The organism is Syntrophorhabdaceae bacterium, from assembly GCA_036504895.1.
Lineage (GTDB): Bacteria > Desulfobacterota > Syntrophorhabdia > Syntrophorhabdales > Syntrophorhabdaceae > PNOM01.
In genome coordinates this window covers 13,303-35,301 of record DASXUJ010000001.1, presented here as the reverse complement: position 1 = coordinate 35,301, position 21,999 = coordinate 13,303, and the positions used below count along the sequence as shown (strand labels likewise).

20 protein-coding genes are annotated in these 21,999 nt (G+C 56.3%); 11 read left to right on the top strand and 9 right to left on the bottom strand.

The features are described 5' to 3' along the window. From cooS to VGJ94_00105, 7 genes are all read left to right on the top strand, one after another. Positions 1–1,947: an anaerobic carbon-monoxide dehydrogenase catalytic subunit gene (cooS, locus tag VGJ94_00135; protein ID HEY3274999.1), complete on the top strand. Its 1,947-nt coding sequence runs from the start codon at positions 1–3 to the stop codon at positions 1,945–1,947. Positions 1,948–1,974: 27 nt separating this feature from the next. After that, entirely contained in the window at positions 1,975–4,215 is a 2,241-nt protein-coding gene (gene acsB / locus VGJ94_00130; GenBank protein ID HEY3274998.1) for an acetyl-CoA decarbonylase/synthase complex subunit alpha/beta, read from the top strand. A 68-nt stretch (positions 4,216–4,283) separates the two neighbouring features. After that, positions 4,284–5,627 carry an acetyl-CoA decarbonylase/synthase complex subunit gamma gene (gene acsC / locus VGJ94_00125; protein HEY3274997.1) on the top strand — a complete coding sequence of 448 codons (1,344 nt, stop codon included), beginning with the start codon at positions 4,284–4,286 and terminating at the stop codon, positions 5,625–5,627. A gap of 9 nt (positions 5,628–5,636) precedes the next feature. Continuing rightward, positions 5,637–6,515, top strand: coding sequence for a dihydropteroate synthase (locus tag VGJ94_00120; protein HEY3274996.1), 879 nt, complete (start codon positions 5,637–5,639; stop codon positions 6,513–6,515). Between the two features lie 35 nt (positions 6,516–6,550). Further along, positions 6,551–7,456, top strand: a complete 906-nt coding sequence (locus VGJ94_00115; protein ID HEY3274995.1) for a cation diffusion facilitator family transporter — start codon at positions 6,551–6,553, stop codon at positions 7,454–7,456. Positions 7,457–7,625: 169 nt separating this feature from the next. Beyond that, complete coding sequence (locus VGJ94_00110) at positions 7,626–7,826, top strand: hypothetical protein (protein HEY3274994.1); 201 nt, start codon at positions 7,626–7,628, stop codon at positions 7,824–7,826. Positions 7,827–8,340: 514 nt separating this feature from the next. Continuing rightward, positions 8,341–8,871: a hypothetical protein gene (locus VGJ94_00105; protein HEY3274993.1), complete on the top strand. Its 531-nt coding sequence runs from the start codon at positions 8,341–8,343 to the stop codon at positions 8,869–8,871. A gap of 31 nt (positions 8,872–8,902) precedes the next feature. Here the strand turns inward: VGJ94_00105 and VGJ94_00100 are convergent, their stop codons facing one another. Beyond that, on the bottom strand, positions 8,903–9,925 hold the full coding sequence (locus VGJ94_00100) for a DUF4922 domain-containing protein (GenBank protein ID HEY3274992.1): 1,023 nt from the start codon (positions 9,923–9,925) through the stop codon (positions 8,903–8,905). Beyond that, complete coding sequence (locus VGJ94_00095; GenBank protein HEY3274991.1) at positions 9,926–11,401, bottom strand: glycosyltransferase family 2 protein; 1,476 nt, start codon at positions 11,399–11,401, stop codon at positions 9,926–9,928. It lies immediately after the preceding gene. 542 nt (positions 11,402–11,943) lie between these two features. Here VGJ94_00095 and VGJ94_00090 point away from each other — a divergent pair. Next, complete coding sequence (locus VGJ94_00090; GenBank protein HEY3274990.1) at positions 11,944–12,225, top strand: cysteine rich repeat-containing protein; 282 nt, start codon at positions 11,944–11,946, stop codon at positions 12,223–12,225. A 10-nt stretch (positions 12,226–12,235) separates the two neighbouring features. On the opposite strand, the gene VGJ94_00085 is transcribed toward VGJ94_00090, so the two are convergent. The 7 genes from VGJ94_00085 to VGJ94_00055 all read right to left on the bottom strand — a co-directional run bounded on the left by VGJ94_00085 (position 12,236) and on the right by VGJ94_00055 (position 19,609). After that, positions 12,236–13,351 (bottom strand): ABC transporter permease, encoded by a 1,116-nt coding sequence (locus VGJ94_00085; protein HEY3274989.1) that lies wholly within the window; start codon positions 13,349–13,351, stop codon positions 12,236–12,238. Between the two features lies 1 nt (position 13,352). Beyond that, positions 13,353–14,462, bottom strand: coding sequence for an ABC transporter permease (locus VGJ94_00080; protein ID HEY3274988.1), 1,110 nt, complete (start codon positions 14,460–14,462; stop codon positions 13,353–13,355). Then, positions 14,462–15,394, bottom strand: coding sequence for an ABC transporter ATP-binding protein (locus tag VGJ94_00075; protein HEY3274987.1), 933 nt, complete (start codon positions 15,392–15,394; stop codon positions 14,462–14,464). Before VGJ94_00075 ends, VGJ94_00080 begins: the two co-directional genes overlap by 1 nt. Before the next feature lie 158 nt (positions 15,395–15,552). Further along, complete coding sequence (locus VGJ94_00070; protein HEY3274986.1) at positions 15,553–16,500, bottom strand: ABC transporter ATP-binding protein; 948 nt, start codon at positions 16,498–16,500, stop codon at positions 15,553–15,555. A 9-nt stretch (positions 16,501–16,509) separates the two neighbouring features. Then, complete coding sequence (locus VGJ94_00065) at positions 16,510–17,523, bottom strand: efflux RND transporter periplasmic adaptor subunit (protein ID HEY3274985.1); 1,014 nt, start codon at positions 17,521–17,523, stop codon at positions 16,510–16,512. Then, positions 17,520–18,953 carry a TolC family protein gene (locus VGJ94_00060; protein HEY3274984.1) on the bottom strand — a complete coding sequence of 478 codons (1,434 nt, stop codon included), beginning with the start codon at positions 18,951–18,953 and terminating at the stop codon, positions 17,520–17,522. The genes VGJ94_00065 and VGJ94_00060 overlap by 4 nt, the downstream gene beginning before the upstream one ends. After that, on the bottom strand, positions 18,953–19,609 hold the full coding sequence (locus VGJ94_00055; GenBank protein ID HEY3274983.1) for a CerR family C-terminal domain-containing protein: 657 nt from the start codon (positions 19,607–19,609) through the stop codon (positions 18,953–18,955). Before VGJ94_00055 ends, VGJ94_00060 begins: the two co-directional genes overlap by 1 nt. Positions 19,610–19,948: 339 nt before the next feature. Here VGJ94_00055 and VGJ94_00050 point away from each other — a divergent pair, with 339 nt between their 5' ends. The 3 genes from VGJ94_00050 to VGJ94_00040 all read left to right on the top strand — a co-directional run bounded on the left by VGJ94_00050 (position 19,949) and on the right by VGJ94_00040 (position 21,563). Next, a complete protein-coding gene (locus tag VGJ94_00050; protein HEY3274982.1) occupies positions 19,949–20,518 on the top strand; it encodes a hypothetical protein in 570 nt (189 codons plus the stop codon). 332 nt (positions 20,519–20,850) lie between these two features. Then, positions 20,851–21,045: a zinc ribbon domain-containing protein gene (locus VGJ94_00045; protein ID HEY3274981.1), complete on the top strand. Its 195-nt coding sequence runs from the start codon at positions 20,851–20,853 to the stop codon at positions 21,043–21,045. Between the two features lie 272 nt (positions 21,046–21,317). Further along, positions 21,318–21,563 carry a hypothetical protein gene (locus tag VGJ94_00040; GenBank protein ID HEY3274980.1) on the top strand — a complete coding sequence of 82 codons (246 nt, stop codon included), beginning with the start codon at positions 21,318–21,320 and terminating at the stop codon, positions 21,561–21,563. Positions 21,564–21,999 lie beyond the last annotated feature (436 nt).

Genomic DNA, 21,999 nt, shown 5'->3' with positions numbered 1-21,999 from the left:
ATGGCAGATGAATTGATAAGAAGTATCGATAAGGCAACCTTGGAGATGCTCGAAAAGGCGGAGAAGGAGCAGGTAAGCACGGTCTTTTCCCGGGCGGATCAAATAAAACCCTGCCCCATCGGGGTGGAGGAGAGCTGCTGTAAGATCTGCGCCATGGGGCCATGCAGGATGCCCCGGTCGAAGAAGGGCGAAGAGAAGGCCCGCATGGGCGTGTGCGGCGCGACGGTGGAAACCGTAGTGGCCCGCAATTTCGCACGGAAGATCGCGGCGGGAAGCGCCTCCCATTCGGACCATGCAAGGGAAGTGACGGAGACCTTTCTCAAGGCGGCCCAAGGGCAGGCCCAAGGCTTCACCATAAAGGATGAGATAAAGCTCTTCGAGGTGGCCCTCGACTTCGGAATTGAGATCGAAGACAGGAGCGTGACCGATATCGCAATCGAGCTCGGTCAAAAAGCGCTCGAAGAATTCGGGAAACAGCACGGCGAGCTGACCTATATCCGTAAGGCCCCCTTAAAGAGGCAGGAGATATGGAAGAAACAGGGCGTGATCCCCCGGGGTATAGACCGGGAAGTAGTGGAGATCATGCACAGGACCCACATGGGCGTGGACCAGGATTATGTCCACATCCTCGAGCAGGCCACCCGGTGCGCCCTCGCGGACGGCTGGGGCGGCTCCATGATCTCGACGGACCTCCAGGACATCATGTTCGGCACCCCTGTCCCGGTAGTGGGCACGATCAACCTCGGAGTTTTAAAAGAAGACGAAGTGAATATCGTGGTCCACGGCCACGAGCCCCTCCTGCCCGAGCTTCTCGTGACGGCGAGCCGCGATCCTGAGATAAAGAAGCTCGCCGAGAAGGCAGGGGCGAAAGGCATCAACCTCGCCGGCATGTGCTGCAGCGCGAACGAGGTGCTCATGAGGCACGGCATCCCCTGCGCGGGCAATTTCCTCCAGCAGGAGCTTGCCCTCGTCACGGGCGCGGTCGAGCTCATGACCGTCGACGTCCAGTGCCAGATGCAGGGCCTCCAGGATGTGGCGGCCTGTTTTCACACGAAGCTCGTCTCCACCTCCGACAGGGCGAAAATTCAGGGGGCGACCCACATGGAATTTCACCCTGATACGGGCCTCGACACGGCAAAAAAGATCCTCAGGCTCGCCATAGAGAATTTCCCCAATCGGCGCGGCCCCGTCCAGATCCCGGACCACAAGGAAGACATCGTGGCCGGCTTCAGCCACGAGACGATAAACTACCTCCTGGGCGGCCTCTTCAGGGCGAGCTACCGGCCCCTCAACGACAATATCGTGAACGGCAGGATACGGGGAGTCGCCGGAGTGGTGGGCTGCAACAACGTGCGCACGGTCCATGATTCCGCCCATATCGCCATGATAAAGGAGCTTATCAAAAACGACGTCCTCGTCCTCACCACAGGGTGCGCGGCCATGGCATGCGGCAAGGCAGGGCTCCTCACGCCGGAGGCGGCGAGGGCCTTTGCAGGGGAAGGACTTGCCGAAGTCTGCGAGGCGGTGGGCATCCCTCCCGTCCTCCACATGGGGGCATGCGTCGATAATTCACGGATCCTGGTCGCGGCCTCTGCCATGGTAAAGGAAGGCGGCCTGGGAGACGACCTCTCCGACCTGCCCGTTGCGGGCGCCGCCCCCGAGTGGATGAGCGAGAAGGCCCTTGCCATCGGCCAGTATTTCGTGGCATCGGGCATCTTCACCGTATTCGGTTCTCCCTGGCCCACTCTGGGAAGTGACAAGGTGACGCGACACCTCTTCGAGGAATACGAGGAGATCTACAAGGGCACGTGGGCTTTCGAGGCAGACCCCGTAAAGGCGGCGCAGCGTATGATCGCCCATATAGACACGAAGAGAAAGGCCCTGGGACTCGAAAAAGCCCGGGAGCGGGTGCTCTTCGATATGGCCATGCGCCGGAACCTCACCTAAGGCGGGAAGAGCAAAAGGAGTGACTGAATGTCGAAAATCATCGCATCGGCTGCCATAAGAGGCGCCCATAAAATTTTTCGTAGAGCGGAAGAATCGTATAAAGAGGCAATAGAGCGGTTCGGCCCGGACCAGGAGGTGGGCTTCCCCAATACGGCCTATTACCTGCCTATCATTTATGCAATCACGGGCATCGCGATCTCGAAGCTGGGGGAGATGAGGAAGGTCCTCGACCTCTGCGCAAAGATGATTCCGCCGCCAGTCCGTGAAAAGGTCGCCCTGCCGTACCTCGCCCCTGCCCTCGACGCGGGCATGGCCACTTTTTTCGCGGAAGAGATGATCGAGGCCATCAGGTACCTCGACAATTCCTGCACCTACCTCGCCAACAGTGAAGATGTGGACCTCGCGGCCTATGGCGCGTCGATGAACGGCACGAAAGCAGGGCTCTGGCTCGGGGCCGCGAACGACGTGATCTTCAGGAAGCGGGGCGTCGAGTTCGTGGACGGCACCGCTCCGGGCTTCGCCGCCATCGTGGGGGCCGCGCCTGATTCTGAGACGGCGCAGAAGATCGCCCTCGAGCTCCAGGAAAAGAACCTCTATGTCTTCATGTGCGGAGAGAACGGAGGGAAAAGGTTCTCCGAGCAGCTCGTCGAGGCAGGCGTCCAGATAGGCTGGCCCACAAGGCTCGTGCCCTTCGGACCCGACATCTCTCAGGCGGTCTTCGCCATAGGCTTCGCATGCCGGGTAGCCATGGCCTTCGGCGGCATCAAACCGGGCGACTTCAGGCGTAACCTCATCTATAACAAAGATCGGACCTACGCTTTTGTCCTCGCCCTGGGGGATGTGACAGACGAGTGGTATGCGAATGCGGCGGGCGCGATCAACTGGGGCTTCCCCACTATCGCGGATACCCCGATTCCGGAGGTCCTGCCCACAGGCATATGTACCTACGAGCACGTGGTCTCCAACGTGCCCCATAATCAAATCGTCCAGAAGGCCATCGAGACGAGAGGGCTCAAGGTCCAGGTGGCCAAGGTACCGATCCCCGTCTCCTACGGCCCTGCCTTCGAAGGGGAGCGGGTGCGGGGAGAGGACATCTTTCTCGAAATGGGCGGCGGCAGGACCGTGGCCGTTGAGTGGACCACATCGAAGAGGATGGAAGAGATCGAAGACGGCCGGGTCGAGGTAATCGGACCCGACGTCGCCGACGTCGCCCCGGGCACGCGCCTCCATTTTGCCATGGTCGCGGAAGTGGCGGGCAGGAACTTCCAGGAGGATTTCGAGCCCATCCTGGAGAGGCAGAACCACCACCTCATCAACCAGGCTCAGGGCATCATGCACATCGGCCAGAGGGACATCGCGTGGATAAGGATATCGAAGGCAGCGGTAGAGAAGGGCTTCACCCTTACCCATATCGGAAAGATAATCCACGCCAAATACCACCAGGATTTCGGCGCCATCTTCGACAAGGTGCAGATCAAGATCTACACGGAAGAGGCTGATGTAAGGCAGGTGCTCGGCCTCGCCCGGGCCTCTTACGAGCACAGGGACGCGAGGATCGAGGGCATGACGGACGAGGACGTGGATACCTTCTACTCCTGCATCCTCTGCCAAAGTTTCGCCCCCAACCACGTCTGCATCGTGAGCCCGGAAAGAACGGGGCTGTGCGGGGCCTATAACTGGCTCGACTGCCGCGCCTCAAACGAGATCAACCCCGACGGCCCGAACCAGCCGGTGAAGAAGGGGGAATGCACGGACGAGCGCTACGGCCAGTTCGAAGGCTGCAACGACTATATACGGAAGGCATCGAGGCAGAACGTCCAGAGCGTAAGCCTCTACAGCCTTATGGTCGACCCCATGACCACCTGCGGCTGCTGCGAATGCATCGCCGCCGTACTCCCCATGTGCAACGCTATCATGACCGTGGACCGGGATTTCACCGACATGACCCCCTGCGGCATGAAATTCACGAGCCTCGCAGGCTCGGTGGGCGGAGGGGCACAGACCCCCGGTTTCCTGGGCCACAGCAAATACAACATCGCCCAGAGAAAGTTCCTGAAAGGCGACGGCGGACTCCTGAGAATCGCCTGGATGCCCAAGCGGCTCAAAGACGAGATGTACGAGCGGATCAAGAAACGGGGAGAAGAACTCGGCTGCCCCAACCTCCCCGAAATGATAGCCGACGAAACAGTAGCCACCACGGAAGAGCAGGTCCTTGAATATATCACGGAGAAAGGACATCCTTGTTTGGGGATGGAAGATCTGTTTTAAAAACAGTCTTTAGTCTTTAGTCGTTAGTCGAGAGGATTCTTGAAGCAGGCGAAAAGAAGGAGAGAAAGATGGCGCTAACCGGTATACAGATTTTCAAACTTCTGCCTAAGACGAACTGCGGACAGTGCAAGTTCCCTACTTGCCTTGCCTTTGCCATGGCCCTTGCGGCGGGGAAAAGTGAGCTGAGCTTATGCCCGACGGTCAGCGATGAGGCGAGGGAGCAGCTTTCAGAGGCGAGCGCTCCTCCCATACGGTCCCTGAGTATCGGGACGGGTGAATATGAGGTGAAGGTCGGCGGCGAGACAGTGCTCTTTCGCCACGAAAAGACCTTTTTCAATAAGCCTGGCCTTGGGGTGCTCATTACAGACGCCATGGACGACGTTGAGGTCGGGAGGCGCATCTCTTCCCTCTCCCTCTATCAGTATGAGCGGGTCGGCACCATTCTCAGGCCCGAACTCCTGGCGCTGAAGGAGACAGGCAACAGGGAGCGGTTCTCAAGCCTGGTGGACAAGGCATGTGCCGAACCATATAGTATGATTATTATGACCTCAGACCCTTCCATCATGGCGGAAGCCCTTGCCCGCTCAAAGGCGAAAAGGCCCCTCATTTACGCGGCGACGAAGGGTAATCTCGATGCCTATGCCTCTTTGGCAAAAGAAACAGGGTGCCCGCTGGCGGTAAAGGGGGATGGTATCGATGAGGTCATGGAACTCACGGAAAAGCTCACTGCCATGGGACTCAAGGACCTCGTGATCGACACTTCGACCCGTACGGTAAAGAAGGCATTTGAAGAACAGGTCATGATACGTCGCGCGGCGCTCATCTCGAAGGTGAAGCCCCTGGGCTTCCCCACCATCACCTTTCCATGCGAGATGGCGGACGACCTGATGAGGCAGACCCTTATCGCCTCCTCTTTCGTGGCGAAGTATGCGGGCCTCATCGTAATGGGCGATTTTCAGGGTGAGTCGATCTTCCCTCTCCTCCTTCAGCGGCTTAACATCTATACCGATCCCCAGCGCCCCATGACCACTCAGGAAGGCATCTATCCCATAAATAATCCGGACGAATCGTCCCCCATCCTCCTTACCTGCAATTTCTCCCTCACCTATTTCATCGTAAGCGGTGAGATAGAAAATTCCAGAGTGCCCGCCTGGCTTGCGGTCATGGACACGGAGGGGCTCTCCGTCATGACGGCCTGGGCCGCGGGAAAGTTCGTGGGCGACCTCATAGGAGGCTTTATCAAGAAAAGTGGCGTCGCCGAAAAAGTGAACCACAGGAAATTGATCATCCCCGGCTACGCGGCCGTGATCCTGGGCGACCTCGAAGAAGAGCTTCCGGGCTGGGAAATCCTGGTGGGGCCCAGGGAAGCCGCCCATATCCCCGCCTACCTTAAGCTGTGGAAGGGGGAATAAGGGAAGAGAATGATCCTCATCGGCGAAAACCTGAATATCATGTCCACAAGGATCGGCAAGGCCCTCGCCGACCTCGATCCCGCGCCCATACGGGCAAGGGCCGTCGCCGAGGCGGAGGCAGGGATGGACATGCTCGATATCAACCTCGGCCCCCTGAGGAAAGAGGGGCCGCGGCTCATGGAATGGGTGGTCAAAAACGTCCAGGAAGTAACGGACCTGCCCCTGTCCCTCGACACCACGAGTGTGGAAGCCATAGAAGCCGGACTTCGTGTCTGCAAGGGCAAGGCCCTCATCAACTCGATCTCCGCGAGGCCCGAGAGGATGGAGGCCCTCATGCCCCTCGCGAAACGCTACGGCGCGCGTTTTATCGGCATGACCATCGGCACGGAGGGGCTTCCGAGGGACGGAAACGAAAGAGGCTTGCTCGCGGCCATGATCGTTGCCAAGGCGGCTGAATACGGGATACCGGAAGAGGACATATGGCTCGACCCCCTCGTCCTTCCCGTCAATACCCAGCAGCTCCGCGTAGGGGGCTGCACCGACTTCATCATAATGGCGCCCGAACTTTTTCCCCAGTGCAGATCGATGGCGGGCCTTTCGAACATCTCCCACGGGGCGCCCATGCGCTTAAGGGGAATCCTCGACCGGACCTACCTCCTGATGCTGCGCAGATACGGCCTTCATGCCGCCATAGTCAACGCCTTCGACGGACAATTGCAGGCTATTGCGCGGGGGGAAAGGCCCGACCTGGAGGCCCTCGTATATAGGGTTATGGACGGTGAGGCTATCGACACGGCAACCGTCTCGGATGAAGAAAAGGGATATGTAAAGACTGCGAGAATCCTTCTCGGCCAGACGGTTTATTCCGATTCATGGCTTGAATATTGAGAGGGCTGCCATGATTCTTTCTTTAGGATAAGGTTATGCAGGGCAGCCGGGAAAAACGTCTCACCTGGAGTATCGTGGTAACCCTTATCGTATGCGGGGGAGAGGTCGTGGGCGGTCTCGTGAGCAACAGCCTCGCCCTGTTGAGCGACGCGGGCCACGTGTTTACGGATATTTTTGCCCTCGCCTTAAGCCTCATCGCCGCACTCATCATGAGGCTGCCCTCTGATTTCAGGGCCACCTACGGCTACCAGAGGATTGGCCTTCTCGCCGCCTTCATAAACGGATGCAGCCTCGTGGCCATCTCCATCTTTATCTTCCTCGAAACCTACCGACGTCTTTTCTCTCCGCCCGAGATCAATTCGGAGCTTATGCTCATTGTCGCGGTGGCAGGTCTCGTGGGAAACCTCATCATGGCCTGGATCCTCGGAAAAAGTCATGCCGACCTCAATATGAAAACCGCGTGGCTTCACGTAATCGGCGACACTCTCTCGTCAGGGGGCGTTATTATCGCCGCCCTCATAATCCGCTTCACGGGCTGGTGGCTCGCGGACCCGATCGTGAGCGCTGTCGTGGGTGTGATAATTATCGTGGGCGGCATACGGGTAATTAAGGAGACTTTGTGGGTTTTTCTCGAGCTGAGCCCCCTGGGACTCCATGCAGGCGAGATATCGAAGATGCTTTGCAGCATGGAGAACATCATGGGCGTCCATGACGTTCACGTATGGTCCATCGGCCACGGCATTCCCGCTTTTTCCGCCCATGTGCTCATCGGCGATCGTAAAGTAAGCGAGACCGACGCCATACGCAGGCAGGTCGAGACGCGTCTCTTAGAGCTCGGGATCAGGCATACCGTGCTCCAGATGGAGTGCGCGGAATGCGCGACCGATGACCTTTTTTGCCAGATACCCGGAGCGGGGGAAGAGCACCACCACCATCATTAGCACGGGGGCCTCGACAGGTTCTCGGTCTTTCCTGTAATTCCTTATTATTCAATGTGATTCATGTCATTTACTCCACTGCAAATCATACAGTATGTATTAAGTACAATGGGAAAGGCACCGCCTTCTTCGCGCACACTCGAACCCATGAGCAACGAGGAGGATACCTGAAATGATAAAGGAAATACGATTTCTTCCCACAGGAGAGATACGCCGGCCAAAGATGGGGGATTGGTTCCTGGGAGCACAGAACAAACCTCTATGCGCGACACAGGATTTCGTCACCACCAAGTTCCGCATCCTTAAAATGGTGGTCATTGAAGACGATGACGGCTCCTGCCATATCATGACACCGGGGCCGTCGAGTCACTAAAGGAGCAGGCGCGGGTTACCGGGCGCCCATCGCCCTCACCGTAGGCGACAACGGCAGAGGCCTTCCCGAAGTCCTCGATTTTACCAGGACCCATTCACTCGGCATGCAGCTGATAGTGACCCTGGTAGAGCAACTGGATGGCACGGTAAGCCTGAACGGGAGCGGAGGGACAGAGTTCACCATTAGCTTTGAGAGAGCGTAATAACGCTCTAAAGCGTACACCTGGCGGCCAGTGAATAGGGGTCTGATATTTGTTCGCCAACTAATGATTGAAATTCCGATGAGCATGGAAGATAATAGTTTCCAAGGAAATAAAGTGAAAACAGTCGTTGTATTCGGGGACCCATATGAAGCACACATTGCGAGCGGGAAACTTGCGGTCTCCCTCATACTTCTTGTGACGCTCTTTTATCGGAAGGAAGGACGGGTCTGCTAAGACTGCGGAACTGCAGGCGAAGCGTGGCAATTGATCACGATATTATTATCATCCGTCATGTAAATGGAGAGGAATGTAATGAAACGGATATGTAAAGCGGGTCTTTTGATTTCGGCGCTGTTCTTGATTCTCACCGGTTGCGCCCATGAGTATGTATGGACCGAGTATCCGATTGATCCGGGACGGGTGGCGTCGTGGGAGAATTTTACCGGAGGCAGGGAAATTAATGTTACCAAGGGGAAGTCGAAGGATTCAAAGATTTTGCTCCTCAATCACAGCGGCACTCAATATTATGCAAGCGAACAGCAATTTGCTGACGGCATAGCAGACCAACTCACCAAGGAATTGCGGAGCAGGCGGGTCAAGATCACGGATACGGCGGGGAAGTCCCTTCAAATTACCGTTGACAGTATTGATATCGATCACGATTTTATGATGCTTTTGGCCGCAGTGGAATTCAAGGTGGCATTTGGAAATGGAAAGACAAAGACATACAGGGTGCGGAATGGTAGTCCCGGCGGGTTTGACAGGACATGCAGCGGTGCGGTTGCCCTCGCTGTCATCGAGATAATCAATGATCCGGAGGTGCTCGCCTACATAAACGGATGAAGCCTCGCCGACGGGATACCCTTACCTGCGTTTAACTTGGGAGTACCAGATTCCTGAAAACCGCCTTTGTGGTGCCCCCGTCCAATGATACTTCGTTATAGATATTTTCAACGCTCTGTCTGTCAAGGCGGTGGAAATCCGCTTCCATGGGGGTGACCAGAACGCCGCCCATCTCTATCACTGCGGGGCTCACCGCTATCCTGGCGTCTCCTTCGGCAAAGAAGCTTGCGGGACGGTGTTTTGCCCTCGGGAAGAGTATGAGGCGAAATACGCCTTCTCCATACCAGCTCACGAGGCTCATCATGGGCTCCTGACTCTCGCCGATGGCCGCTTTCAGGGCCTCCACAATGGCATTGAAGGCGTCACCCAAAGCATGAGGTTCTTTTCCTTCCAGTATTATGACCTCCCGCCCCATATTTTTGGCCATTTTCACCTGGATGCCGTCTTTTGCGGCGACTGACGTCAGCCTTCCCTCCTCGCCGATCTCCTCTTCCACCGGCAAATTACCGGAAGGAATGATCTGGAAATGGAGATGGTCGGGGGCGGAGGCGCCACATCTCGGGCCGTTGTAGAGTACCGTCCATCGGTTGCCGAGGTCGGCGGTTAGGGCGAGGAAAGAGCCGATATGCTCCTCTACTGTCTGGGACCGGTGTTTAATATTACTTACCGTGAAATGGCAGGGGAAGACGGGCATGGGGTTGCAGAGGATGAGGTAATCCTTACGGTAGAGAATTCCCCTTTGCGCCTCGGGCAGATTGGCGGGGCAAAGAAAACAGGGCCTCGCGCCCACATCCTTCGTTCCCACCTTTGCCAGGGCACTCTTTATCCTTCGGGGATTGTACTGCACCCGCACGGAAAATCCGGTGCAGGGGATCGGGCGGACCTTCACCCCGTCTAAAGAGTCGCAGCCCTGCCGATAGTCGGGCCAGCTCGCCTTTTGTGCCTCCACGAGGTCCCGGCAGAGACGGTCCAAAGAAAGGGGGCCTTCTCCATCGAAATCAGCACATACCACGGGAGAGAGCATTCCGGGCAGGGGGTTATCGATGAAATCCATTCATCGCCTCTTGTTGCGCCTTATCCGGGCGCGCAACTCTTCCGTCCTTACCCGGTCTTTGAAGAGATTATTCCGATTTGTTTCTTCAAGGGAAAGGTCGGCATCCGTATTTCCGGACCACCTCCTGCAGAGGTAAAGGCTCTCGTAAATGCGGCCTATCCTGTATTCCCGGCTGATCCTTAAGGCGGCCGCATAGTCTTCTCCGTAGCTCACGTTGAGGAACCCGATCGCCCTCATGATGCTCGCGTTGAAGGCCCTCGGCGCGCCCAGGCCGTTTATCCTCAGGGCGTTGTTGTGGCCGTTGGCTTCCGTCCATTCCCTGTGGTCGATGAGCCCCGGGGCGACTGGCTTTAAGTTGAAATCCGTGATCGTATAGGAGCCCACCACCATGGCGTAATCTCCCTCATTCAGGGTATCGACTATGCGCTGCAATGAAGAGCGCGTGGAGTAAAGATCGTCGGAATCGAGCTGCACGGCGTAACGGCCGCAGGATTCCGATAAAAGGGCTTCGTTCCAGCATCCGCCTATGCCGAGGTCGGTCCTCGCAGGAATAATGTGGCAAAGGCGGGAATCGCGCCGGGCAAGACCGGAGAGGGTCTCCGTGGTCCCGTCCGTCGAGTGGTTGTCTACTACTATCACATTGAAGGGGAATGCGGTCTCCTGGGAGAGGGCGCTTTCCACTGCCTCGGCGATGGTGGCGCTCCTGTTCTTCACGGGAATGATTATTGAGGCCTCCACAGGGAAGGCGCCCGTCTGGTGCCCTGCCTTCTTAAGTCTCTCCGGGGGAATGAAGGCGCCTGTATTCTTGAGGTGCGCCGTACACACCGTCTCCATCTCCTCCTGGACCGCCCGGTTTCGCGGATCCACATATGCAAAGATCGCCTCGCCCGCCGAAGGTCCCTCCGAGCCTGATATCGAATAGAGAGGCTCGCTGAGATGGAATAGGGGATAATCGACGGATACCCTCAGGCGCAGGTCGTAAAGGGCCGCATAATCGACTTCGGGAATGGGGCCGTGCTTCGCGAGGACTGCCCGAACCGCGGGCATGGAGAAGAGCATGAGAGGCCCGAATGAGAAATCATCGCGCAGACTACCCTTTTGGTAATCGATGAGGGGATGAAGGGTCTTGACCCCTTCCCTCTCGTCATAAAAATCGGAATAAAGAAGGCCCGCCCGGGAGGCCCTGAGGGCCCTTTCCATCCGCTCCAAAGCCTCGGGGCTTATGGAGATACTCATCCCTCCTATCATAAAAAGAACGGATTCCGTATGGATCGCTTCGAGGATCGCGCTGAGTATGTCTCCTGAGAAGACCGAGCCGGCAAGATGGATGCAGGGCACAGACAGATCGGTCGGGACCGAAGCACCCGCATTGACCAGGACAGCCGCCTCCACGAGTCCCGATGCAGCAAAATCCCGGAGGGTCTCCACGAAAACGGGTCCGGGCTCACAGGCGGCAACTACAGTAAGGGTTGCCATTCAATCTCTCCTCGCGTGATGGGGTTCATTATGGTACGCGCCTTTCTTGTGCGTCAGGTAGACAGAGAATACCAGAGAACGGGCCTCGATTCAAGGGTTGCCCTTCTGTTGTAGGGGCTCACGTCGCCCCCTCGCCCGGCAAAGCCGGCCAAGCCTCCCCCTCTCGCTCGCTGTGCGAGCTAGGCTGACGCGGCGGGGTGTACTTCTTCCGGTTCTTCCGCATCAACGCATAAACACTTTGCACGCACTGTTGTAGGGGCTCACGTCGCCCCCTCGCCCGGCAAAGCCGGCCAAGCCTCCCCCTCTCGCTCGCTGTGCGAGCTACATCACGCTGGACCGATCCCTTATGACCGGCATCGGGATGTCCGCTTGCCGATTAACCGGGACCTGTTGGCTTACGCCTTAAATCCCTCGACGAGAATGGCACTTCCTTTTTGAGATTCCCGTGCCTCATGCTTCTCTTCCGTTTTATGCATCATAGATGCAGGAGAGGCCGGGAAGTCATATGTTTCAAATATCGATTATATCCGAAAGGAGGGAGTATGAAAAGTAAGACCTGTTATTTGGTTCTGATGGTATTCTCGGCCTCGATCCTCTTTGTGGGTTATGGAAACGCAGCTACAAAGCCGAGGGATGCCTGCAAAGACGATATCGCTGCCTTCTGCCAGGGTGTGTCCCATGGCGAAGGCCGCATCATAAAGTGTCTTCGCGACCATGCCGACCAGTTGAGCCCCTCATGCCGCGAAGGCCTTGAAAATCTCAAAGAGCGGCAAGGAATGAAGCAGGGCAAAGGCGCGCCTGCGAAAGATGCCGGTAAGGAATAGGCGAGATTGTTCAGGCCAGCCTCTTCTTAAACCTGAGGGCGCCTAAGGTCAGGATCACCGTACCCAGAGCAAGGAGGGCCGTCACTTCGGGCCAGAGTACGGTAATCCCCACGCCTTTCAGGAAAATGCCCCGTACGATGACGAGAAAATAGCGCAAGGGGTTCAGATATGTAATGTATTGGAAGACCATGGGCATGTTCTCTATTGGGGTAGCGAAGCCGGAGAGGAGAATGGCGGGCTGGAAGAAGAAAAAAGTGGCCATCATCGCCTGCTGCTGGGTCTTCGATATGGTAGATATGTAAAGGCCTATCCCGAGTACAGGCAGGAGGTAGACAGCGGTGCAGAGGAAAAGGAAGAGGAAGGCGCCTTTTATGGGTATGCCGAACCAGAAGACGCCGACGGCCGTGACGAGGGCCATGTCGAAGAAGCCGATGGCGGCAAAGGGCACGGTCTTTCCGAGAATCAGCTCGAGGGGCTTTATGGGCGTCACCATGAGCTGTTCCATGGTGCCCACCTCCCTTTCCCTCACCACGGCCATGGAAGTGAGGAGGAGGCAGGTAAGCATGATGATCAGGGCGATTACCCCCGGCACCATATAGTTCCTGCTCCGTAAATCGGGGTTGTACCAGACCCTCGTACGGAACTCTATTTTTGAGAGGTGAGGCACGATACTCCCCTGGGGCGCCATTTCCTTGCTGTACTTCGCGATTACCGTATTGATATAACCCATGGCGATCATGGCGGTGTTCGAGTCCGTGCCGTCCACGATCACCTGTACCCGGGTGGGGATTCCCCGTTTCAGGTCCTTGGCGAAATTGGTATTCACCTGGACCGCGCAGAGGACCTTACCCCTGTCCACGAGCTCCCGCAGCTCCTCGGGGGAGCCGGGTCGGTAGTCGATGCGGAAATAACCCGATTCCCTGAGCCGACCCTCCAGCTCCCTGCTCTGGGGGGATTTATCGAGATCGTAGAAGGCGGTACGGATGGAGTTGACGTCGAAGGTCGCCACGTAGCCGAAGAGGACGAGCTGGATGACGGGGGTTACAAAGAGAAAGAAGATCATCCGCTTATCCCGGAAGGTCTGTATGAATTCCTTTATGATGAGCTGTATTGTCCTCTCTCCCATATCAGTCGATCCTCTTTTTGAGCTTCTTTATGGCGAGGATAAAGACGGCGAGGCCGTAACCCGCGAGGAGCGTAGTCTCCCAGAGGAGGAAATTGAAAGGCACGCCTTTCAGAAAAATCCCTTTCAGGATGGTGACGAAGTACCGCGCGGGGATGATGTAGGTCACGACCTGGAGGGGAGCCGGCATATTCGAAATGCTGAAGATGAAACCCGATAAGAGGAAGGCGGGCAGGAAAGAGTTGAGCATGGCCATTTGGCTTGCGATCACCTGGCTCTTCGCGACAATGGAGATGAGGATTCCCGTGCTTAAGCCGCCGAAGAGGAAGATGGAGGAGAGGGTGAGCAGAAGGGGAAGACTGCCCCGTAAGGGGACGTGAAAAAGGAGGGTACTCATGAGAATCGTGAGGACCGTATCGATTAACCCTATTATGAAATAAGGGATGAGCTTGCCTATGACCAGCTCGGCTGGCTTGACGGGAGTGGATATGAGCTGCTCCATGGTGCCCCGGTCCCATTCCCTGGCCACGGTGAGGGAGGTAAGGAGAGCCACGATCACCGCCATGATCACGGCGATAAGCCCGGGAATGATAAAATTCCGCGACTTAAGCTCCGTATTGTACCAGACTCTGCTCCTCGAATCGACGAAGGGGGTAATTTTCCCTCCCCCGAGCCTTCGCGGAAAGGCCTCGGAGATGGAAAGGATATATCCCTGCGCGATGGAGGCGGTGTTCGAATTGCTCCCGTCGAGGATCACCTCGATGGCGGCATCCTTTCCCGCCCGTACACGCTTCGAAAAATCGACAGGTATAGCGATGGCGACCTTAGCCTTTCCACGATCGAGCCAGTAATCCAGCTCCTCGTACCGGTCCACATAGGCCAATACGGTAAAATATCCGGATTGGGAAAACTCATTCACCAATTCTCTGCTCAAGCTCCCCTTGTCCATGTCATAGACTACGGTGTCGATCTTCTCCACGTCGAAACTTACTGCGAAGCCGTAAATGAAGAGGAGGATAATGGGCATGAGAAAACCCATGGCAAGACTCAGGCGGTCGCGGCGTATCTGGATGATCTCCTTTCGCGCAACGGCCTTGATCCGCACGAGCTTCATCAGGCGACCTCTATCAAAGCGACAAAAACATCCTCCAGGGAGGGGGCGATCCGTTCGCACCGTGCGACCCTGATCCCTGAACCCTGCAGGAGCGCAACGAGGCGTTGCCCGTCTTCGTCCGCACGCTCTACGGTTACGTGGAGGGCCGCGCCGAAGATGGCCGCATCAATTCCCGCCTTCGCGAGCACGCCCAGGGCATCCACCACACGGTCCGTTTCCACCTCCAGGACGTGATGTGTCATGTGCTCGTGCCTCAGCTCCGCGGGGGTCCCTTCGGCAATGATCTTACCCCTGTAGATCAGGGCAAGGCGGTCGCAGTAATCCGCCTCATCCATGTAATGGGTGGTAACGAAGACCGTAGCGCCCCCTTGGGAGAGCTCGTCGATGAGATGCCAGAAGTTCCTGCGCGATACCGGGTCTACTCCCGATGTGGGCTCATCGAGGAAGATGATGGGCGGCTCGTGGAGGATGGCGCACCCCAGGGCGAGGCGCTGCTTGAAGCCCCCTGCGAGAGTCCTTGCGAGGCTCCCGGTCCTCTCTTCGAGACCGGCCATGCGCAGCACCCATTCCTTCCGCTCCTTCTTCCTCTCCTTTGGAACGTTGTAGATCCCGCCGAAAAAATCGATGTTCTCCTCCACCGTGAGATCGTCATAGAGGGAGAACTTCTGGGACATATAACCGACGATGGACTTGATGGATTCTGGTTCTTTTATGATGTCGAACCCTCCCACCGAGCCTTTTCCGCCTGTAGGCATAAGAAGGCCGCAGAGCATCCGGATGGTGGTAGATTTTCCCGCCCCGTTAGGCCCGAGAAAGCCGAAGACCTCTCCCTTCCGGACTTCCAGGTCGAGTGAATCGACGGCAACAAAATCCCCGAAGGTCCGGCGAAGGCCCTGAAGCGATACGGCAATATCATTTACATTGTCGGTCATCTATTTCCTTATGGAATAACGTAACTTATAGTTATTATTGTAATTAAATAGTAACTCATTGCCCAAAACATCGCTCATAATGAATAACTATCAGTTACCATCAGTTACCATCAGTTACCATAAATAACGGTTCTCATCTCTTTTCCTCAACCTTTACCTCAACCTGCCTTTTTCTCTCCTCCCCTTTCCCTCTCCCCCACCATTGAGATAAAAACATCCTCCAGTGAAGGCACGATCCTTCTTTGTGACTCCACGGGGATTCCTTGCTCCCTGAGCGCATCTCCGACCCTGCTCGCCACGTCCTCATGGTCGATCGCCACATGGAGGCGCTCCCCGTACATGCTCACCGATCGCACCCCGGGGAGCGTACTGAGGAAGTCCCGCCCCGCCCGCGCCTTCCGGGTCGATATCTCGATCATGGGCATGCCGAAGGACTGTTTGATATTCGACGGTTCGTCGGCGACGAGTATATCCCCATTGTGGATGAGTCCGATGCGCGTGCACCGCTCCGCTTCATCGAGGTATGCCGTGGAGATGACCACGGTGATCCGCTCTTTGAGGAGATCGTAGAGGATGCGCCAGAAATCCCTGCGCGACACGGGGTCGACCCCGCTCGTGGGCTCGTCCAGAAAGAGTATTTCCGGGGTATGGATGAGGGCACAAGCAAGGCCGAGCTTCTGTTTCATGCCGCCCGAGAGGTTGCCTGCGAGGCGGTCTTTGAAGGGCGTGAGGTTGCTGAACCCGAGGAGTCTTTCCGTACGGGCCGGCCTCTCCCGTTGCGGCACGTCGTAGAGGTCCGCGTAAAAGCCGATATTCTCCATCACTGTCAGGTCCTCATAGAGGCCGAACCTCTGGGACATGTAACCGATCTTCTCCTTGATGAGCTCCCCTTCTTTGAGAATCGAGTGGCCCGCAACAAGAGCATCGCCGGAGGTCGGTTTCAGGATTGCGGCGAGAAGTCGCATGATGGTCGTCTTACCCGCGCCGTCGGGTCCCACGAGTCCGAAAAGCTCGCCCCGTCCGATGGTAAGGCTCAGGTCGTTGACGGCCGCCCGGTCGCCGAAGACCTTCCTCAGATTCCTGATATCTATGACCGTCTCATCCACCTGAAGCCTCTATTTTTTTGACGTCCTTTCCGACTGGGGATCGAGAAGAATCCTCACGTCGGCCGGCATTCCCGGCTTCAGCTCGTTATGGTCGTTCTTTACCCTCACCTTGACCCCGAAAACCAGTTTCACCCTTTCTTCCGGGGTCTGCACGGTTTTGGGGGTGAACTCCGCTTCCGACGATATGTAGCTCACCACCCCTTCATATGCTTTATTTTTATAAGTATCCACCGTGACGGATGCCTTCTGGCCCGGCCTTATGAGGGCTATTTTATCTTCCTTCACATAGACCTTCACCCATGGTTTTTCCAAATCGCCGATGGTGACTATGGGGATACCCTGGGCCACGGTTTCACCGGGCTCCACGTTCTTCCTGAGGACGATCCCGTCCGTGGGGGCGAAGATCACTGTGTCCTTAAACCTCTCCTGTGCCGCGGCAAGGCTTGCCCGCGCCTGTTCGACCCTGTGGGTCCCGATCCTTATCTCCTCTTTTCTCGGGCCCTCTCTTGTGAGGCTCAAGGTTTCCATGCTGTTTCTGTAGAGGGCTGCCCTCGCCTCATAGGCGCTCTTTGCCGCATCGTAGCGTGATGCCGCGATGGCGCCGTTTCGAAAGAGGACCTCGGCCCGGGCAAAGTCATTCTTTACCTTTTCGAGCTCCGCCCTCTGTGTCTTCACGCCCGCCTCGGCCTGCTCTATCTCCTGGGAACGGGAGCCCGCGTGGAGCTCTTCGAGCCTGGCGGCTGCCTCTCCGAGGGATGCTTTTCCCTGGTTCACCACGCTCGCAAGCTCCTTGTTGTCGAGTCGTGCAATTAAATCACCGGCTTTCACCTGGTCCCCTTCATCGACGAGGCGCTCGACTACCCTTCCCGGCAGTTTGAAGCCCACGTTCACTTCCGTTACCTCCACGTTTCCCGAAAGGAGCATGGTCCCGTCAGCCTTCCGGTCCCGGAGGCGGCCGGTTATCAGAAAAGCTCCTCCTATCACCGCGAGGATCACCACGATTATGATTATTCTCTTCTTCATTTCCCCGCCTCCTCCCCATACCATTCATCGCCGACTGCCCGCCTGAGGGAGGCGAGCGCCGTCTGCCTGTCAAAAAGCGCCTGATAGGAGTCCGACTCCGCCCTGAGAAGGGCCGTTCGCGCGTCTATAACATCGGTGCTCGTGCCCTCGCCGGTCTCGTATTTGAGCATCTCTACCCGCAGGTTCTCGCGCGCGCTTTCGAGGGCCTTGCCGGTGACCCCAATCCTCTCCAGGGCATTTGCAATGGTGAGATGGCCGTCCCGCACCTCTCGCGTAATGGCGAGCCTGAGAGAACGCTCCTCCTCCTTTGCCTTTTCCAGTTCCACCCGCTCCCTGTTTATTTCGGACCTTATGAGCCCTCCGTCAAAAATGGGGATCGACAGATTCAATCCGAAATAGTAATTTTCCTTGAAGGCAAACTCATTACCCGCCTGCCCCCAATACCTTCCCTGGGCATAAATATCGGGGAGCCGCTTCCCCCATGCGATCTTGATACGCTCTTCACTTACCTTGAGTCTCTTCGCCGCTGCTTTGAAATCAGGTCGCTGCGCAAGGGCGCGGCTCAGGCTCTCTTCGACCGGAGGATATGATTCGTCTTCCTTTTGCTCTTCCGCAATGGAGATGGTAGTCGCCATCTCGTCCATACCCATAAGGCTCTTGAGAAGCTCATAGGCGCTCAGGAGATTATTCTTCACCACGAGGCGGTTTTCGATCGCGTGGGAAAGCTCCACATCGGTCTTGAGAAGATCGAGGCGCGGTACGGTACCTGCTGCAAGCTGGGTCTCCACGTTCTTCTTGTGAGCCTCCAGTTGCCGTACGGACCCGTCGTTGGCGAGATAGAGCTTTTCAAGTTGGGCGATTTTATAAAAGACACTCGAAAGGTTATAGACAAGGTCCTGGGTGGTGCTCTTAAGAGTGTCCACGGCCACTCCCTGTCTCATCTCCGCTACCCGGACATTCCTCATGAGCCTGCCCCCTCTGAACAAAGGGAGCCTGAAGGAGAGGCCCGTATCCCATATGGTCCTTCTAAATTCGGGTATCTCCGTATTCGTGCTGAGAGGAATGCTGATCACAATGGGGGTGAGGGGCGTGTCCCAGCGGTACCTCGTGACCCCGCCCCCGAAATCGATGCGTGGCATCCGTTCCGCCTGGGCTGCATCGAGCCCATAGCCTTCCCCTTCCACATTCTTTCCCGCGATCCTGATCCTGGGATTGTTTTTAAGGGCGTAGCGGATAATGGAATCGAGGGTATAGGGGTTTCTTCCTTCCACTGAATGCGGTGCGGTGCCAATCATATTCCGGTCCGGGCCCATTCCTGCCGGCCTCATGCCCTGGCCGCGAGCCATACCGGAAAAGACGGGGAAAAAGAGGATCACCAGGACCAAGGCCCCTATCCGTGTACCGCGCGCCTTTAAGCCGCCTGCGTTCATCACCTGTCTCCTTTTTTCTTGCCTGAGGCGAATGCTTTCATTGCGGTCAGGGAGAAGCGGGCAATGTGCTCCGCGATCACATCCGTCTTGCTCCGGTCCCATGTCTCGTCGGAGAAGAGCCTTTTGATGAGGGGCTGCTGAACGAAGAAGAATACGGACTGGCCGATCACACTGGCCCCGCAGAGGCGGATTGTCGTCTCCGAGGCCCCCTTTCCGAGAAGCTCCCGGATAATAGCAGCGAGGATCTCGAAGGTGGGCCGCGCCGCCTCCTCCACCACCATGTCAAGCCCTTCCGTGGGCTCCACCAGCTCCCGTACCATGAGCCTGCCGAACCAGGAGGCCTCCCCCTCATCGAAGACCCGCCGGAGGAACTGGAGTATAAAGACCTTAAGCCGCTCTTCCGGGGAGAGCGACAGGTCTGCCGCACGGTCCATGGGATATTTCTCGAAGGCAAAGCGCTGCCAATACTTGAGCGTTGCCAGGTAGAGACGCTTCTTGTCCCCGAAGTGGTAATTGACCGCAGCCACGTTGGCCCCCGCATCCGTGCAGATCTCCCGCACCGTGGCGTCCTGAAACCGGCGACCGGAAAACACTTTCCCGGCTGCTTCAAGAATGCGTGTTTTGGTGTCCGATGAGGCAGTAGATCTGTTTTTCATAGTCATCCCATCTCGCGGTTATCAAAATATTACGTTTTAAACTATTATTTAAAACATATGTTTTACCATGTCAAGGGCGTACGCAATTCCGGTTGAAAAACACCGCAATTTATCGTACTGAATAGAATGATGAATATCAAAATTATAAGACTCGTTTCGGCAGATCGCACGGGGGCCCAAAATAGGGCTTCGGCAACGGGCACGGTCTTTCTTTGTCTCTTATTATTGACTCTCCTCCTCCCCTGCCGGGCGACTGCATCGAGACCGATAGAGCGGACCCTCACAGGCTGTGTGATCAACAGAATATTCTACAGTGTCTCTCCTGCGGAAGAAGGCCGGATGCCGGTGAGGGCGTATCGCATGCAGATGCCTGCCTCCGTGGACCTCTCCCGTCATGAAGGAAAGACTATCACGGTACACGGCTTTCTCGCACCCGGCGACAGGTTCACCCCCAAAGGCGGCAACGCGCCGGTGATCAAAAAGGAGACGTGCAGCCACGAATACCGGAAGGTAATAAGCAGGGAGATCATGATGGAATATGCGGTAGGCGCCCTCAGAGCCGCCGATAAAAAGGATTTCAAAGAAGCGGAGCGCCTGATCGCCAAAGCCGTGGATATGGACAAGAACGACTGCCAGACCTATATCGACCGCGCCTATATCCATTACGCCAAAGGCGACATTGACGCGGGCAGAACAGACATAAAGAGGGTCCTCGACCGACAGTGCCCCGACCGCAGCCGCCTCAATTTTCTCATTCTGGGAGACGTGGCAAAGCAGCTTTGTGGGGCCGGCAAAAAGCATGAAGCCGAAGAAGTCTACAGGTTAGCCCTGGAAACCTGCCAGTCCGACATATGCAGGGATTCGGTCGGCACTGAGCTAAAGCGTTTAGAGGCATCGGAGAGGAAGTAAACAGAAGACGGGTGGATTTGAGGCTGGTCGCGCACTTGGACGGCCACTGCATTTTGGGGAGGAAGGGAACGCGAGAGGTGGCATGAATATTATCGGGATAGGTAAGTTTAGAAAAGGATGACTCCTTCCCGAAGCGCGGACCTAATCCGCTTCAACGATATTGTCGTGTCAACACCGCTTCTCTGTCTCAGGATTTCAGGGGTCCCCTTGGAACCTTCTTTGTCACCTTTCGTGAATGCCCGCTCTTCCTCGTTCCGCGCGGCATCATTACCAAGCACCTTATTTTCTGGTACACTATTAATGCAAAATAGAGCGAACACAGGAGGTTGCTCATGCCTATTTACGAATATGAATGCAGGGTCTGCGGTGAAAGATTCGAGGTGATTCAGAAATCGGGCGAGGACAATGAAGGGCTCTCCTGCCCCAAGTGCAATACGGAGAAACCGGAGCGGGTCCTCTCTGTCTTCTGCTCGGGCAGTCCGAAAGGAGGAGCATCCGGCGCACACTCGACTCCAGGGCATAGCTGAGCCAACTGTTAAAGGGGGTCGGGTACCCCTCTTGCCTTTTGCATAAGAGGACATGGTTTCAGAAGGGCGCGAAGTATTGTTCCTTAGCCTCGATCTTTCAGGGCTTCGTAGAGCAGATTATGCGCCCCCAGAAGAAGTGTTTTCGCCAATACATGGATTGGGAGACACTCTTCGGATCGATTTCCACAGCTCGAAAGAAGTGCCGAAGGGCACCGCAACGCCATTCTCAAGGCTGCCGGTCTCAAGGTCCGACCATAGCGGAGGCGACTGAGATGATTGAATTGCCACATTCATTGATTATCGAAGCAACAGAAGAGCCGGATTATTTCGGCTTTTTTTCTTCGGCGCTTGAAGGCTTTTCGGGGATAGGTCATTCTGTCGAAGATTGTATTTATAAAGCACAATGGGGAATGGCCGAACACGTAAACATTTTGATGGAACAAGGGTCACCGGTGCCGCCTGCAAATACGAACCCCAAGATTACTATCCAAAACGAAAAAGCCACAGGAGCCGCATAAGCTGACTCGCCTATCCAAGGCTCTTTTTTGCAAAGGCAAAGATTGGGGCAGTGAAATGCCCCCTTCCCTCCCATATGATCTGCTTTTCCCCGAACACGCGACATTCCCGCCGTTCCCGAGAAGCCTTTCCGGGCATCCTTGATAATTACTAAATAGTTGCACGGCTGCCCCCGGCCGGTGAATCGGCCCAACAGGGAGTGGCCCGGGGCCGAATCTTTAATCGTGAAAAGCTGCGCAACGACCAATGGCAACAGGTCCTGCTGTTCTTCCTGTAGTTCCGTTTCTAGGCCTCGTGGCCATTATGCCATGCTTCAGATTGGAACCAGTAACTACAAATCCATTCATTGCGCCTTAGCAAACGTCCCGAAGGAACGGTAAAGGCTCTTCCGTCAATCGTCGAGAATTAGTCCGTGAAGTGACAAAATGTTTCCGATCT